We start from the raw sequence: 13,066 nt of genomic DNA on the forward strand, positions 1-13,066 counted from the left end.
CGTCAGTCGCCCGCACCGCCGTCGGCCAGCGCGTTCAGTCGGTTGCGCGTGAGCGGGCCGAAGCGCAGGCGTTCGCACAGGTCCCGCAGCGCGCTGTCGTCGCCGCGCCCACGCCGCAGCGCATCGGCACCGTCCGGCACCGGCGCATCCAGCGCGATGCGGGTGAGGCGGCGGTAGAGCCGCGCCTGCTCGCCGTGCTCGCGCAGTTTCGCGGCGCAGCTGGCGGCGCCGCGGAGGCGCAGGAAAGCCACCTCGTCCACGCGCTCGAGCAGGGCGTCGAGGTTGCCGAAGTGGCCGAGCAGGGCGGCAGCGGTCTTGGCGCCGATGCCCGGCACGCCGGGGATGTTGTCCACCGCGTCGCCGCACAGCGCGAGGTAGTCGGCCACCTGGTGCGGGTGCACGCCGAGTTTCTCGTGCACGCCGGCGGGGCCCCAGCGCAGGTTGCGGGCGTAGTCCCACTGCTCGTCGTGCTCGCCGAGCAGCTGGCCGAAGTCCTTGTCGGCGGAGACGATCACGCCGGGCACGCCGTGCGCGCGCAGGTTCCACAGCGCGCTGCCGATCAGGTCGTCGGCCTCGTAGCTGTGGTCGATCAGCACCGCGACGCCAAGCGCCGCGGTGATCTCGCGGCACAGCACGAACTGGCGTTCGAGGTCGGGCGGCGGCAGTTCGCGGTTGGCCTTGTAGGGCGGGTAGATCGCGTTGCGGAACGAGCTGGTGAGCGAGGCGTCGAAGGCCACCGCCAGGCGATCCGGGCGCACCTTCTCCAGCAGTTCGCACAGGAAGCGGGTGAAGCCGTGCACCGCGTTGACGGGGTGGCCGTCGGCGTCGTGGAACTCGTCCGGCATCGAGTGCCAGGCACGGAACACGTAGAGGCTGCCGTCGACCAGATGGGCGGCAGCGCGGCGGTGCGCGTTCACGGCGTCCACGTGGTCAGCAGTCCGTCCAGCGCGGGGCGCTCGCGGTCGGGCACCTCGATCTGCGGCGTGCCCAGGTGCACGAAGGCGACCACGTGCTCGTTCGCGGCGAGGCCGAGCAGGCCTGCCGCATCGGGGTCGTAGGCAGCCCAGCCGGTGAGCCATTGCGCGCCGTAGCCCAGCGCGCAGGCGCCGAGCAGGAGGTTGTAGGCCACGTTGCCGGCGCACAGGCGCTGCTCGATCTCCGGTACCGTGCTGGCGCCGTCGATCCGCGCGACCACCGCGATCACCAGCGGCGCGAAGGTGTAGCGCAGGCGCTCCTTCTCGCGCTTGGCCTCGGAGAGTTCGGGCTGCTTGCGGATCGCCAGTTCGGCCAACTGCTCGCCGAAGCGCAGCTTGGCTTCGCCCTGCAGGCGGATCAGCCGGAACGGCACCAGCTTGCCATGATCGGGCACGCGGATCGCGGCGGTGAGCAGTTCGCGCAACGTGGCCTCGTCGGGCGCGGGTTCGCCGAGCTGGCGCGAGGGGACGGAGTGACGCTGCTGCAGCAGCTCGAGCGGGGCGGCCATGGCGGGATCGCGATGCGGAAAGCCGCATGGTAACCCGCATGGCAGGCGCCATCAGCGCGGCGGCAGCGTGAACGCGCCCGGCAAGAGCGCCGCCACGCTGGTCTGCGCGGTGTCGCCGCGCATGTTGCCGAGCAGCACCGGCATGTCGCCGTCGCACAGCTCGCTCAGCACCTGGCGACAGGCGCCACAGGGGCTCACCGGCGCCGCGGTGTCGGCGATCACCGCGATCGCCGCGAAGTCGCCCGGCCTGCAGCCGGCCGCGACGGCCGCGAACAGCGCGGTGCGTTCGGCGCAGTTGCACAGGCCGTAGGCGGCGTTCTCCACGTTGCAGCCGGCGAAGCGGCGGCCGTCGCGGGCGAGCAGGGCGGCGCCCACCGCGAAGCCGGAATACGGCGCGTGGGCCTGCTCGCGCGCGGCGCGCGCCAGCGCCAGCAGTTCGTGATGCGGGATGGATGCGGGCATCGAGTTCTCCGTGCTGCCCCGGGTGGGGCAGGTTAGCGCGCGTGGCCCGCACCTCCAAGCATGCGCATTCATGGCAAGATGCCACGATCTTCCACGAGGGGATGCGCCATGCCGATCACCGTAGCCGCCTTGCGCGAAACCGCCGCCGGCGAACGCCGCGTCGCGATCACGCCCGAGATGGCGAAGAAGCTCGGCAGCAAGGGCCTGCGCGTGCTGCTGGAACATGACGCCGGAGCGGCGGCGGGCTTCCCCGACGGCAGCTATGCGAATGCGGATTTCGCCGATGCCGCGAGCGTGCTGGCGCAGGCCGACCTGCTGGCCTGCGTGCTGCCGCCGGACGACGCGGTGTTCGCGGGCCTGCGCGAAGGCGCCGTGGTGGTGGGCCAGCTGCGTCCCTACGGCGCGCCGTCGCGCATCGCGGCGCTGGCCGCGCGCAGGCTCAGCGCGTTCGCGCTGGAATTGCTGCCGCGGACCACCCGCGCGCAGGCGATGGACGTGTTGAGCTCGCAGGCGGCGGTAGCCGGCTATCGGGCGATGCTGATCGCCGCCGAGGCCTGCCCGAAGTTCTTCCCGATGCTGACCACCGCCGCCGGCACCATCCGGCCCTCGAGGGTGCTGGTGATCGGCGCTGGCGTGGCCGGCCTGCAGGCGATCGCCACGGCGCGCCGGCTGGGCGCGCAGACCGAGGGCTACGACGTGCGCCCGGAGACGCGCGAGCAGGTGGAGTCGCTGGGCGCGAAGTTCCTCGACCTTGGCGTCAGCGCCGCCGGCAGCGGTGGCTATGCGCGCGAGCTGTCGGCCGAGGAGCGCGCGGCGCAGCAGCAGGCGCTGGCCGAACACCTGAAGGCCTTCGATGTGGTGGTCTCCACCGCCGCGGTGCCGGGCCGTGCCGCGCCGAAGATCCTCACCGCCGCGATGGTCGCGGGCATGAAGCCGGGCGCGTTGATCGTCGACCTCGCGGCCGAAGGTGGCGGCAACTGCGAGCTGACCCGGCCGGGCGAGCGCGTGGAGCACGGCGGCGTCGCCATCCTGGGGCCGCTCAACCTGCCGGCCGGGGCACCGCTGCATGCCTCGGAGATGTATGCGCGCAACGTGGTGAACTTCGCCGAGCTGCTGCTGAAGGACGGCGCCCTGCAGCCGGATTTCGACGACGAGCTGGTGGCGAAGAGCTGCCTGGTGCGCGCCGGCGAGGTGCTGTTCAAGGGCTGAGCGAGGACGCAGCCCCGGCTCCGGTGGTTCAGTGCCCGGAGCCTTGGTGCAGCCAGCGCAACCGCTGCGCGGGCGGCATCGCGTGCCACTGCTGCATCAGCTGTGCGCGGCGTTCCGGCGGCAACTGCTGGAAGCGCTGGTAGGCCGCGTGCAGCTGTTTGCGCTGTTCGGGCGGCAGCTGGCGGAACAGGCGCTGGTTCTCGCGCGCCTGCGCACGCTCGGCCGGCGTCATCTGCTGCCAGTGCGCGATGCGCTCGCGGATCTCCTCGCGCTTGGCGGGCGGCAGCGTCACCCAGTGCTCGCTCTTCTCCAGCAGGCGCTGCTGCCGGTGCGGCGGCATGGTGTTCCATTCCTGCCGCAGCGGCGCCAGTACGTCGCGCTGGTCGGGCGTGAGGCTGTTCCAGGCGGTCGGCGGCGGCGCGCTCTGCGCGCGCAGCGCAGGCGCGGCAAGGGCGCCGAGCAGGATGGCGAGGACGAGTGGCAGCAGCGGGCGGGCGGGCGCGGTCATGGTTCAGTGGGTGGCGGGCCGGCTGTCGTTGGCAGCCAGCCAGCCGTAGAAGTCGAGGTTCTGGTAGAGGTTGGGATCGGCCTGCTCGGGGTCGGGCGGCAGCGTGTTGTCGGCTTCGCCCGCGGTCGCGACCGCGGCGGTGTTCGGGGCCGTGGTGGCGTGGCGCGGCGCGGACGGCCACGCCAGCAGTGCGGCCAGCGCGATCATCGCGCAGGCGCCGGACGGCACCAGCCAGCGCGCCAGGTGGTGCGGCCGCTGCGCGTGGTGCGCGCCGGCCAGCGCGTCGCGGCGCGCGGCGCGCAGGCGCCCGGCGGTGGCGGGGTCGAGGCAGCGCGCGGCCTCGTGGTAGAGCGCGCGGGCGCGCTGTTCCAGCGGTTTCGCCGGCCGGCTCTGATCGGGCCTGCTCTGTACGGGCGTGTTCATCGCCAGTCCTCCAGTTGCTTGCGCAGCCGTTGCATGGCGCGCGACAGATGCGTTTTCACGCTGCCTTCGGAGCAGCCCATGGCCTGCGCGGTCTCGGCCACGTCCAGGCCCTCCAGCATGCGCAGCATGAACGCTTCGCGCTGGCGCCGCGGCAGGTCGCGCAGCGCGGTGCTGAGGTCGCCCCAGGACTGCGCGTCCTGCAGCCGGTCCAGCGGGCCCGGGCCGTGGTCGGCCGGCTCCCAGCCGGGCAACTCGCCGCCTTCGTCGTCGCGGCCGCCGCCCAGCCAACCCACCACGATCGACCGCACCTTGCGGCGACGCTGCAGATCGACGATGCGCCGGCGCAGGATGCCCCAGAACAGCGGCGCCCATTCGCCGGCCGGCTTGTCGCGGTAGTGCTTGACCAGCCGCAGCATGGCGTCCTGCACCGCGTCCATCGCGTCCTCGTGCTGGCGCAGGTTGAGTTCGGCCATGCGGAAGGCGCGCCGTTCCACCTGCGCCAGGAAGGCGTCGAGGGTGGCCGGAACCTCCTGCGCGGTTTCGGCCAGCAGTTCGGCATCGAGCGTGCCGGCGAGGCTGTTCATGGCCGCCTCGTCCGCGTCGTCGGCAGATGCATGCCTGGGCTCCATCGGTTCGACACGCGTGCTCAACGCCGCAGGCCCGTGCGGGTTGACCGGCCGGGTGCCGCGCCGCCTGCGCGGGGGTGAATCAGGGCACGCCTTGTACCGTATGATGCGGCGGACACGGCTGCGAGGCGGGGGAAGCACATGATCGACGGGTTCCTGGCGCTGTACATCTTCATGCTGGCCGCGTTCACCGGCCACGAGATCATCGCGAGGGTGCCGGTGATCCTGCATACCCCGCTGATGTCCGGTTCCAACTTCGTTCACGGAATCGTGCTGGTGGGCGCCATGATAGCGCTGGGCCATGCCAGCACGCCGTTCGAGACCGGCCTGGGTTTCCTCGCCGTCCTGCTGGGCGCCGGCAATGCGGCCGGCGGCTACGTGGTCACCGAGCGGATGCTGGAGATGTTCAAGCCCAGCGCCGGCAAGCCGGGAGACAAGGCATGAGCTGGCTGCCTACCCTGGTCAAGGCCTGCTATTTCCTCGCCGCGCTGCTGTTCATCCTCGGCCTGAAACGCATGAGTTCGCCGCGCACCGCGCGCGGCGGCATCGTGTGGGCGGGCGTGGGCATGCTGCTGGCGGTGCTGGCCACGTTCGCGCTGCCGGACATGCACCATCGCGGCTTGATCCTCGCCGCGGTGTTGATCGGCGTGGCGGCGGCGTGGTGGAGCGGCCGCCGCGTGGCGATGACGGCGATGCCGCAGATGGTGGCGCTGTACAACGGCATGGGCGGCGGCGCGGCGGCCGGCATCGGCGCGGTGGAGCTGGTGGCCCACGCGCGGCGCGCGCTGCCGGCGGTCCCGGACACTGCGCCGTTGCGGCCGGAGAGCTGGACGATCGATGCACTGCATCAGGTTCCCGCGGTGGCGCCGCTGTCGACGGTGGCGCTGCTGCTGGGCGTGCTGGGCGCGCTGATCGGCGCGGTGAGCTTTTCCGGCTCGCTGATCGCCTTCGCCAAGCTGCAGGGCTGGCTGGACAAGCGTTTCGTGTTTCCCGGCCAGCGCATCGTGAACCTGCTGGTGCTGCTGCTGGCACTGGCGCACGGCGCGATGCTCGCCGGCGGCGACCTCACGATGCCGGTGATCGCGGGCTTCTTCCTGTTCTCGCTGCTGTTCGGCCTGCTGATGACGCTGCCGATCGGCGGCGCCGACATGCCGGTGGTGATCTCGCTGTACAACGCGTTCACCGGCCTTGCGGTGGCGTTCGAGGGCTACGTGCTGGGCAACGAGGCGATGATCATCGCCGGCATGGTGGTAGGCGCGGCCGGTACCCTGCTTACCCAGTTGATGGCGAAGGCGATGAACCGCTCGCTGGGCAACGTGCTGTTCGGCAGCTTCGGTGCCGCGGCGGGCGGGGCGGCGCAGGAGATTTCCGGCAGCCAGAAGCCCGTCGAGGCCGCCGACGCGGCGGTGATGATGGCCTACGCCGAGCGCGTGGCCATCGTGCCGGGCTACGGCATGGCGGTGGCGCAGGCGCAGCACAAGGTGTGGGAGTTCGCCAGGCTGCTGATCGAGCGCGGGGTGAAGGTGAAGTTCGCGATCCATCCGGTGGCCGGCCGCATGCCCGGCCACATGAATGTGCTGCTGGCCGAGGCGGGCGTGCCCTACGACCTGATCGAGGACATGGACGACATCAACCCCGAGTTCCCCAATACCGACGTGGTGCTGGTGATCGGCGCGAACGACGTGGTGAACCCGATGGCGAAGACCGATCCGTCCTCGCCGATCTACGGCATGCCGATTCTCGACGTGGCGGCGGCGAAGCACGTGATCGTGATCAAGCGCGGCAAGGGCACCGGCTTCGCCGGCATCGAGAACGCGCTGTTCTACGCCGACAACACCCGCATGCTGTACGGCGACGGCCAGGCCGCCGCCGGCCAGCTGGTCAGCGAACTGAAGGCGCTGGATACCTGATCCGTTGAAGAGTGCGGCCATGGATGGCCGCCCGCTTGATCCTCGCGATCAGGATGATCGCAAAAGCTCGAGCAGTGCGGCCATGGATGGCCGCCCGTTTGATCCTCGCGATCAGGGATGATCGCAAAGGCCAAGGCCGTGTGGCCATGGATCGCCGCCCGTCTGATCTTCGCGATCTGGACGATCGCAAAGGCTCGAGCAGTGCGGCGATGGATGGCCGTCCATTTGATTCTCGCGATCAGCACGATCACGGCGGCACCGCCAGGATGGCTGCAGGGATCACTGCCTCCGCCGCCACGCCAGCCACGCCGACAGCAGCGCGCCCGCCGCGTACCAGATCCCGTCGACCGGGTGCAGGCCCAGCCGCGCCAGCGCCAGCAGCATGCCGGCGCCGGCCGTGCGCATGGCCGCGGTGAGGTCCATGCCGAAATTGCCGGCGAGCCGGATCGCGACCATCAGCACGTTGACGTAGAGCGCGGCCAGCAAGGTGGCGAAGGCCGCCAGCGATGCCGCGCCGGCACCGGGGCGGCGAACCCAGTGGCGGATCGCCCAGGCCAGCGCCGCACCTGCCGCCACCGCCAGCCACGGGGCGGGATGGCGCAGGTACATGGCCGCCACCATCCAGGTCGCTCCCGCCGCCAGGCCCATCATCGCGGCGCAGAACAGGGCGAAGAGATACCGCGGTACGTCGCGCGGCTTCATGGCGCGGGGCGGATTGAGGGGCGGTGGCGCATGCATCGGTCCGGCGGGCAAAGCGCCGATCATAGCCGGTCGCCGCGATCGGCCGCCGCCCTGCGCGGGCATGCCGCGCTTGCAATTCGCGGGGTCGGCCTGATCTGGAACAGGTGCCGGACCTTGCGACGCGGCATAATAGGCGGCCTGGCGCGCTGTGCCGCGCCCATCATTGACGACGGATTGGCGAGTGGCATGAGCGGTTTCAGTCTGAGCAGCGAACCCTTCACCCTGTTGCGGGACTGCGATGCCGTGATGGTGCCGCAGGGCGAAACGGTACGCTTGCCCGCGGGCCAGATCGGCTACATCACGCAGGCGCTGGGCGGCAGCTTCACCGTGTACGTGGAGGGCAACCTGTTCCGTGTCGCCGGCGACGATGCCGATGCGCTGGGCAAGGAGAAGCCGGCGCCGATCGAGGTGCCGGCGGACGCCACCGACGCCGACGTGGAGAAGCTGGCCTGGGACCAGTTGCGTACCGTGTTCGACCCCGAGATCCCGGTGAACGTGGTCGATCTAGGCCTGGTCTACGACCTCAGCCTCGAACAGCGCGAGGACGGCCAGCGCAAGGTCTACGTCAAGCTCACCCTCACCGCGCCAGGCTGCGGCATGGGCGACATCCTGGTGGACGACGCCCGCACCAAGCTGGAGATGATCCCCACCATTGCCCACGCCGACATCGACCTGGTGTTCGATCCGCCGTGGGACCACTCGATGATGTCCGACGCGGCAAAGCTGGAAACCGGCATGCTGTGACGTGAGGGGCGACGAGCGGGGAGTGCGGAAGGCAGGGCCTGCCGCGCCTTCCGCACTCCCCGCTTCCATTTGCCGGCTTCTCAGCCTTGCACTTCCTCGAAGCGGTTCTCCGCGCGGTTCTTGCGCACCTTCGTCGGATCCCACACGCGGCCGTTCATCGTGATGTAGACGCCGTCGGGCAGGGTCTGCACCGCAGCCACCGCGCAGCCGATGTTGAACACGGCGTCCGAACCCTGGAAGCGCGCCGGGTTCAGCGCGCCGGTGAGCACGATCACCTTGCCGGGGATGCCGGCGAGCACGCGCGCGGTTTCCACCATGGTGTCGGTGCCGTGCGTCACCAGCACGTGGCGGTGCGGTTGCGCCTCGATGGTGGAGCGGATCAGTGCGCGGTCCTCGTCGGTGACGTGCAGGCTGTCCTTGCGCAGGATCGGGATCACGTCGAACTGGAACGCCACGCCGAGCTGGCCGAGGATCTCGCCGATCTGCGGCGCACCGATCTTGTAGTCCGACTTGTCGTCGAAGTAGATCTTGTCGATGGTGCCGCCGGTGGTGACGATGGTCAGGTGCTGCATGGTCGCTGCGCCGCAAGGGAGAATCCAGGCATTTTAGCGGGTTGCGTCCCTGCGGCGCTCAGGCCAGCAGCAGCGCGGTGTCGTCCGCACCGGTGTCGGCCAGCCGCAGCAGGCCGTGGCCGAGGAAGCGGCGCAAGGCTGCGGCGGGGCGTGCGTCGCCACGCGCCTGCGCCCATGCCGCCTGCCGTGCCAGCAGTGCCGCCGCCGCGCAGCGCGCCAGTGTGAGCGCGACGCCGCGTGCGCCGGCTTCCAGCGCGGCGCGATCCGCGGACGACGCATCGAGATGGCTGGCGGCGGCATCCAGCGCGGCGTCGATCGCGAACGCGGCATGCGGGTCGCCGCCCTGCTGCCACGCGGCGACGGCGCCGCGCAGCGCGCCGAAGCCGTCGCCCGCCGCCGCGCGCAGCGCGTCCAGCGCCAGCACATTGGTGGTGCCTTCCCAGATCGCGTAGACCTGCGCGTCGCGCAGCAACTGCGGCAAGCCGGTGTCCTCGATGTAGCCGGCGCCGCCGAAGCATTCCAGCGCCTCGGAGCAGAGGCGCACCGCGAGCTTGCCCGTCCACAGCTTGGCCAGCGGGGTGAGCAGGCGCAGCAGCGCGGCTTCGCGCGGCGTGGTGCTGCCGTGCTCCACCCGGCCCAGCAGTTGCGCCACCTCGAAGGCCAGCGCGAACGCCCCCTCGAACTCGGCCTGCATGTCGGCCAGGGTCTGAGCATGCAACGGCTGCTCGATCAGCGGGCGGCCGAAGGCCTGCCGGCGCTCGGCGTAGTCGCGCGCCAGCGCGATCGCCCGCGCCATGTGCGCCACCGCGCCGACCGCGTTCCAGGTGCGGGTGACGTTGAGCATCGGCGCCACCTGGCGCACGCCGTTCGCCAGTTCGCCCAGTGGCCACGCGGGCAGGCCGTCGAGGTGGATCTCGGCGGTGGGCAGCTCATGCGTGCCGAGCTTGTCCTTCAGACGGTCGATGGCGAGCTCCGGCTTGCGCGCGGCGCCGTCCATGGTCTCCACGTAGAACAGCGCCAGCGCGCCGGAGCCGGTGCCGGCACCCTCGGGCCGGGCCAGCGCCAGCGCGGCTTCACCCACCACCGCCGAGCTGAACCACTTGCGGCCGTACAGCCGCCACTGGCCGTCGGCACCGCGCCGCGCTTCGGTCTCGGTCTGCCCCACGTCCGAGCCGCCGTGCGTCTCGGTCATCCACTGGCCGCTGAGCCAGAACGTGGCCGGGTCGCGGCTGAGGAAATGCGGCAGTGCCCGTTCGATCAACGCCTGGTTGCCGGAGGCCTTCAGCGCTGTCGCCGCGCCGTCGGTCATCGCCAGCGGGCAGGTGTAGAACTCGCTGGCCACGTGGTAGAGGTAGACGCGGGCGAATTCCTCCAGCCGCGCGTGCTCGTGATTCTCGTGGCCGCTGGCGAGGACGGCATGATAGGTAGCGACGTCGGGGCCTTCCTGCCATGCCGCGGTCAGTTCGATGCGGTCCACCCGTCGGCCCCAGGCATCCCACTGGGTGAGCACCGGCTTGCGCCGCGTGGTGGCGGCGGCACGCTGCCACGCCAGCAGTGCGTAGTCGCCGAGTGCATCGAGATCGGCCTGCAGCGCAGCGCGGCGCGCGGCGGGCAGGGTCCGTTCGAGCAGCGCGTGCAGCAGGCGGTCGTTGCGGTACGGGTGGGCAAGCTGCGGGGCGTCTTGCAGGAATCCCATGTCCGGCTCCCGGGCGGATCGACCGCGCCAGTATAGGCAGGGAGCCGTCCGCGCCGCGTGAGGCGCGGACGGCGCTCAGCCGCTGCCGGCGAGCTTGAGCAGGCGTGTCGCGTGGCGCCGCAGTGCGCCGCGCAGGCGCGCCGGCCTGCGCACCTCGAAGCCGAACGGCAGCCGCGCCAGCTGGCGGGCGAACCAGTCGAGGTCGTCCGCGCTGCTGCGCAGGAGCACGCCGCCATCGATCGGTTCGAGCAGGCCGAAGGCGAGCGAGAAGGCGTCGCGCGCGGTCTTCAGGTCGGTGCGCAGCAGCACCTCGATCGCGATGCTGCGCGGCAGGGTGGCGAGGCTGAAGGCGAGCTGCGCCAGCGTGTCGAAGGCGGCCGGCCGTTCGAAGTGCGCGGCAAGCGCCTGTACCTTGCCGATGCGGTCGAGCCGGAACGAGCGCAGGTCGCGGCGCAGGTGGCACCAGCCCACCAGGTACCACGCACCCGCGCGCCAGGCGAGGCCGTAGGGATCGACGTCACGTTCGCTGCGCTGGTGCTGCGGCGTGGTGTAGTCGAGGTGCACGCGCTGCTGGGCCTGCGCCGCGGCGGTGAGCGCCATCAGCGCCTCGTTGCTGTGCGGGGCGTCGCTGGCGTGGGCGAGGTCGAGGCGCACCGTCTCGGCGATCGCCTGCAGCTGGCGCTTCAGGCGATCCGGCGTGACGCGCGCCAGCTTGGCCTGGGCGCTGGCCACGGCCGGGGCGGCCTCGGCCAGGCCCAGCCCGCGTGCCGCGAGCAGCCCTACCGACAGCGCCAGCGCCTCGTCGTCGTTGAACATCAGCGGCGGCAGCTTGAAGCCTGGCACCAGCAGGTAGGCGCCGTAGCGTCCGCGCTCGGCGACGATCGGGATGCCCAGTTCCTCCAGCATGGCGATGTAGCGGCGCAGAGTGCGGCCATCCACGCCGATCCGCTGTGCCAGCTCCGGGCCGCTGATCCGGCCGCGGCCCTGCAACAGCTCCAGCACGGCCAGCACGCGGGTGGTGGGTCGGGTCATGGGCGCAGTGTAGCGACTCATCAGGGCGGGACCTGTCCTGATTGAGGCGTAGCGTGCGCACGACTTGTCGCCCACGCAACCAGGAGCTGCCATGAATCAGACGCCCCAGCACGCGCCGGAACCGTCCGCGATGCCCACTGCCGGCATCGCCGCCGAATCCGCCTGCCACCTCTCGCCGGACTTCCGCAGCATCGAGCACCTGCCCGGCTTCGAGGTCGTCGAGCTGCGCCGCTACACCACCAGCCACGATGGGCGGAAGCGCTTCGCCAGCTACTTCGACACCTATTTCCCGGAGGCCTTCGAGCAGCTGGGCGCGATGGTGTTCGGGCAGTTCCTGCCGCGTGAACAGGCGGACCGCTTCGTGTGGCTGCGCGGCTTCCGCGACATGCCGGCGCGCGCGGTGGTGAACGCGCGGTTCTACTACGGACCGCTGTGGCGCGAGCACCGGATGAAGGTGAACGCGCTGCTGCCCGACAGCGACGACGTGCTGCTGCTGCGCCCGCTGCGGCCGGACACTGCCGTTGCCGTGCTGCCGGCGGTGGACCCGGTGGACGAGGCCGATGGCGCGCAGGGCATCGTGGTGGCGCAGATCTTCGCGGTGAAGAAGGGCAGCGAGTCGGTATTCGCGGCGCATGCGGAGGCGCAGTTCGAAAGCTACCGCGTGGCCGGCGTACGTGCGGCCGGCATCCTCGTCACGCTGGACGAGCCAAACAACTTCCCGCAGCTGCCGGTGCGCACGGACGGCCCGTGGCTGGTCTGGCTGGGCGTGGTGCGCGACGAGGCGGCGCTGCATGCGCAACTGGAGCCGGCGATGCAGGCCGTCGCCAGCGCCCTGCTCGCCAGCGGCATGCTGCGCGATGCGCCGGAATGGCTGGCGATGGATCCCACGCCGCGCTCGCGGCTGCGTTGGCTGCCGGGCGCCGGCGAGGTGGGGCGATGAGCCATGCCGCCCAGCTGTGGCTGTTCTTCGTGGTGGTGTTCGGGGTGATCGCCTTGCCGGGCCTGGACATGGCCTTCGTGTTAGGCAGCGCGCTGAGCGGCGGCCGCGCCCGCGGCCTGGCCGCGGTAGGCGGCATCGTGGCCGGTGGTGCCTGCCACGTGCTGATGACCGCGCTGGGCATCAGCGTGCTGATCCGCCTGGTGCCCGGCGTGTTCGACGCGCTGCTGCTGGCGGGCGCGCTGTACATCGCCTGGATCGGGATCTCGCTGCTGCGCAGCGCCGTGGCGCTCCGCATGCCAACGGCAAGACATGCGGCAGTCCCGCTGGGCACGACGTTCCGGCAGGGGTTGTTCACCTGCCTGCTCAATCCGAAGGCCTACCTGTTCATGCTGGCGATCTTCCCGCAGTTCCTGCGCCCGGCCGACGGCCTGCTGTGGCTGCAGGCGCTGGTGCTGTGGGCGATCGTCGCGCTCACCCAGTGCGGCGTGTACGGCACACTGGCCCTGCTGGCCGGCCGCGTGCGCGGCTGGCTGCAGCGTCGCCCGGCGGGCGGCACGCTCGCCACGCGCTGCGTGGGCGGCCTGCTGATCGCGGTGGCGGTGCTCACCGGGGCGGAAGCGCTGCGGCCCGCGTGAGTGGCGCGGCCGGCGTGGCACGATCGCGCCGGAATCCTCCAGGCCGCCCCGCGCCGCGCACGTACGGGCGCCTGTGGCGGCGCGG

General features: G+C 71.5%; 16 protein-coding genes. 6 read left to right on the plus strand and 10 right to left on the minus strand.

Annotation, left to right across the window (positions count from 1 at the left end; genetic code table 11):
- Window positions 1-2: 2 nt before the first annotated feature.
- Genes ACQGNW_RS07870 through ACQGNW_RS07880 form a run of 3 tightly spaced genes read right to left on the minus strand, consistent with a single transcriptional unit; the run spans window position 3 to window position 1,945 of the window.
- Window positions 3-926, minus strand: coding sequence for a 5'-3' exonuclease (locus tag ACQGNW_RS07870; protein WP_426662582.1), 924 nt, complete (start codon window positions 924-926; stop codon window positions 3-5).
- Window positions 914-1,483 (minus strand): nitroreductase family protein, encoded by a 570-nt coding sequence (locus ACQGNW_RS07875; protein WP_426662583.1) that lies wholly within the window; start codon window positions 1,481-1,483, stop codon window positions 914-916. Before ACQGNW_RS07875 ends, ACQGNW_RS07870 begins: the two co-directional genes overlap by 13 nt.
- A 51-nt stretch (window positions 1,484-1,534) precedes the next feature.
- Window positions 1,535-1,945 (minus strand): cytidine deaminase, encoded by a 411-nt coding sequence (locus ACQGNW_RS07880; protein WP_426662584.1) that lies wholly within the window; start codon window positions 1,943-1,945, stop codon window positions 1,535-1,537.
- Window positions 1,946-2,053: 108 nt separating this feature from the next.
- Here ACQGNW_RS07880 and ACQGNW_RS07885 point away from each other — a divergent pair, with 108 nt between their 5' ends.
- Complete coding sequence (locus tag ACQGNW_RS07885; RefSeq protein WP_426662585.1) at window positions 2,054-3,154, plus strand: NAD(P) transhydrogenase subunit alpha; 1,101 nt, start codon at window positions 2,054-2,056, stop codon at window positions 3,152-3,154.
- Window positions 3,155-3,182: 28 nt separating this feature from the next.
- On the opposite strand, the gene ACQGNW_RS07890 is transcribed toward ACQGNW_RS07885, so the two are convergent.
- The 3 genes from ACQGNW_RS07890 to ACQGNW_RS07900 are packed head-to-tail and all read right to left on the minus strand — an operon-like array spanning window position 3,183 to window position 4,669.
- Complete coding sequence (locus tag ACQGNW_RS07890; protein ID WP_426662586.1) at window positions 3,183-3,662, minus strand: DUF3106 domain-containing protein; 480 nt, start codon at window positions 3,660-3,662, stop codon at window positions 3,183-3,185.
- A gap of 3 nt (window positions 3,663-3,665) precedes the next feature.
- Window positions 3,666-4,085 carry a hypothetical protein gene (locus ACQGNW_RS07895; RefSeq protein WP_426662587.1) on the minus strand — a complete coding sequence of 140 codons (420 nt, stop codon included), beginning with the start codon at window positions 4,083-4,085 and terminating at the stop codon, window positions 3,666-3,668.
- Complete coding sequence (locus ACQGNW_RS07900) at window positions 4,082-4,669, minus strand: RNA polymerase sigma factor (RefSeq protein ID WP_426662588.1); 588 nt, start codon at window positions 4,667-4,669, stop codon at window positions 4,082-4,084. Before ACQGNW_RS07900 ends, ACQGNW_RS07895 begins: the two co-directional genes overlap by 4 nt.
- Before the next feature lie 183 nt (window positions 4,670-4,852).
- Here ACQGNW_RS07900 and ACQGNW_RS07905 point away from each other — a divergent pair, with 183 nt between their 5' ends.
- On the plus strand, window positions 4,853-5,155 hold the full coding sequence (locus tag ACQGNW_RS07905) for an NAD(P) transhydrogenase subunit alpha part 2 (RefSeq protein ID WP_404542560.1): 303 nt from the start codon (window positions 4,853-4,855) through the stop codon (window positions 5,153-5,155).
- Window positions 5,152-6,621: an NAD(P)(+) transhydrogenase (Re/Si-specific) subunit beta gene (locus ACQGNW_RS07910; RefSeq protein ID WP_426662589.1), complete on the plus strand. Its 1,470-nt coding sequence runs from the start codon at window positions 5,152-5,154 to the stop codon at window positions 6,619-6,621. The genes ACQGNW_RS07905 and ACQGNW_RS07910 overlap by 4 nt, the downstream gene beginning before the upstream one ends.
- A gap of 279 nt (window positions 6,622-6,900) precedes the next feature.
- Here ACQGNW_RS07910 and ACQGNW_RS07915 read toward each other — a convergent pair whose 3' ends face one another.
- Window positions 6,901-7,323: a hypothetical protein gene (locus tag ACQGNW_RS07915; protein ID WP_426662590.1), complete on the minus strand. Its 423-nt coding sequence runs from the start codon at window positions 7,321-7,323 to the stop codon at window positions 6,901-6,903.
- Window positions 7,324-7,548: 225 nt separating this feature from the next.
- Between ACQGNW_RS07915 and sufT the strand changes: the two genes are divergently transcribed.
- Window positions 7,549-8,106, plus strand: a complete 558-nt coding sequence (sufT, locus tag ACQGNW_RS07920; RefSeq protein ID WP_426662591.1) for a putative Fe-S cluster assembly protein SufT — start codon at window positions 7,549-7,551, stop codon at window positions 8,104-8,106.
- An 80-nt stretch (window positions 8,107-8,186) separates the two neighbouring features.
- Here sufT and ACQGNW_RS07925 read toward each other — a convergent pair whose 3' ends face one another.
- The 3 genes from ACQGNW_RS07925 to ACQGNW_RS07935 all read right to left on the minus strand — a co-directional run bounded on the left by ACQGNW_RS07925 (window position 8,187) and on the right by ACQGNW_RS07935 (window position 11,406).
- The gene (locus ACQGNW_RS07925) at window positions 8,187-8,678 is read right to left on the minus strand and encodes an asparaginase domain-containing protein (protein ID WP_426662592.1); all 492 of its coding nucleotides are present in this window, start codon (window positions 8,676-8,678) and stop codon (window positions 8,187-8,189) included.
- A gap of 58 nt (window positions 8,679-8,736) precedes the next feature.
- Window positions 8,737-10,374, minus strand: a complete 1,638-nt coding sequence (locus ACQGNW_RS07930; RefSeq protein WP_426662593.1) for an acyl-CoA dehydrogenase family protein — start codon at window positions 10,372-10,374, stop codon at window positions 8,737-8,739.
- A 75-nt stretch (window positions 10,375-10,449) separates the two neighbouring features.
- Entirely contained in the window at window positions 10,450-11,406 is a 957-nt protein-coding gene (locus ACQGNW_RS07935) for a helix-turn-helix transcriptional regulator (RefSeq protein ID WP_426662594.1), read from the minus strand.
- A gap of 91 nt (window positions 11,407-11,497) precedes the next feature.
- Here ACQGNW_RS07935 and ACQGNW_RS07940 point away from each other — a divergent pair, with 91 nt between their 5' ends.
- Window positions 11,498-12,346: a hypothetical protein gene (locus ACQGNW_RS07940; RefSeq protein ID WP_426662595.1), complete on the plus strand. Its 849-nt coding sequence runs from the start codon at window positions 11,498-11,500 to the stop codon at window positions 12,344-12,346.
- A complete protein-coding gene (locus tag ACQGNW_RS07945; protein ID WP_426662596.1) occupies window positions 12,343-12,981 on the plus strand; it encodes a LysE family translocator in 639 nt (212 codons plus the stop codon). The genes ACQGNW_RS07940 and ACQGNW_RS07945 overlap by 4 nt, the downstream gene beginning before the upstream one ends.
- Window positions 12,982-13,066 lie beyond the last annotated feature (85 nt).

This window comes from Rhodanobacter aciditrophus, from assembly GCF_050026795.1.
Lineage (GTDB): Bacteria > Pseudomonadota > Gammaproteobacteria > Xanthomonadales > Rhodanobacteraceae > Rhodanobacter_A.

Excerpts from the sequence above, each read along its gene's own strand:
- ACQGNW_RS07875 (WP_426662583.1), bottom strand. The coding sequence starts at position 1,483 with ATGGCCGCCCCGCTCGAGCTGCTGCAGCAGCGTCACTCCGTCCCCTCG.
- ACQGNW_RS07880 (WP_426662584.1), bottom strand. The coding sequence starts at position 1,945 with ATGCCCGCATCCATCCCGCATCACGAACTGCTGGCGCTGGCGCGCGCC.
- ACQGNW_RS07885 (WP_426662585.1), top strand. The coding sequence starts at position 2,054 with ATGCCGATCACCGTAGCCGCCTTGCGCGAAACCGCCGCCGGCGAACGC.
- ACQGNW_RS07890 (WP_426662586.1), bottom strand. The coding sequence starts at position 3,662 with ATGACCGCGCCCGCCCGCCCGCTGCTGCCACTCGTCCTCGCCATCCTG.
- ACQGNW_RS07895 (WP_426662587.1), bottom strand. The coding sequence starts at position 4,085 with ATGAACACGCCCGTACAGAGCAGGCCCGATCAGAGCCGGCCGGCGAAA.
- ACQGNW_RS07900 (WP_426662588.1), bottom strand. The coding sequence starts at position 4,669 with ATGAACAGCCTCGCCGGCACGCTCGATGCCGAACTGCTGGCCGAAACC.
- ACQGNW_RS07905 (WP_404542560.1), top strand. The coding sequence starts at position 4,853 with ATGATCGACGGGTTCCTGGCGCTGTACATCTTCATGCTGGCCGCGTTC.
- ACQGNW_RS07910 (WP_426662589.1), top strand. The coding sequence starts at position 5,152 with ATGAGCTGGCTGCCTACCCTGGTCAAGGCCTGCTATTTCCTCGCCGCG.
- ACQGNW_RS07915 (WP_426662590.1), bottom strand. The coding sequence starts at position 7,323 with ATGAAGCCGCGCGACGTACCGCGGTATCTCTTCGCCCTGTTCTGCGCC.
- sufT (WP_426662591.1), top strand. The coding sequence starts at position 7,549 with ATGAGCGGTTTCAGTCTGAGCAGCGAACCCTTCACCCTGTTGCGGGAC.
- ACQGNW_RS07925 (WP_426662592.1), bottom strand. The coding sequence starts at position 8,678 with ATGCAGCACCTGACCATCGTCACCACCGGCGGCACCATCGACAAGATC.
- ACQGNW_RS07930 (WP_426662593.1), bottom strand. The coding sequence starts at position 10,374 with ATGGGATTCCTGCAAGACGCCCCGCAGCTTGCCCACCCGTACCGCAAC.
- ACQGNW_RS07935 (WP_426662594.1), bottom strand. The coding sequence starts at position 11,406 with ATGACCCGACCCACCACCCGCGTGCTGGCCGTGCTGGAGCTGTTGCAG.
- ACQGNW_RS07940 (WP_426662595.1), top strand. The coding sequence starts at position 11,498 with ATGAATCAGACGCCCCAGCACGCGCCGGAACCGTCCGCGATGCCCACT.
- ACQGNW_RS07945 (WP_426662596.1), top strand. The coding sequence starts at position 12,343 with ATGAGCCATGCCGCCCAGCTGTGGCTGTTCTTCGTGGTGGTGTTCGGG.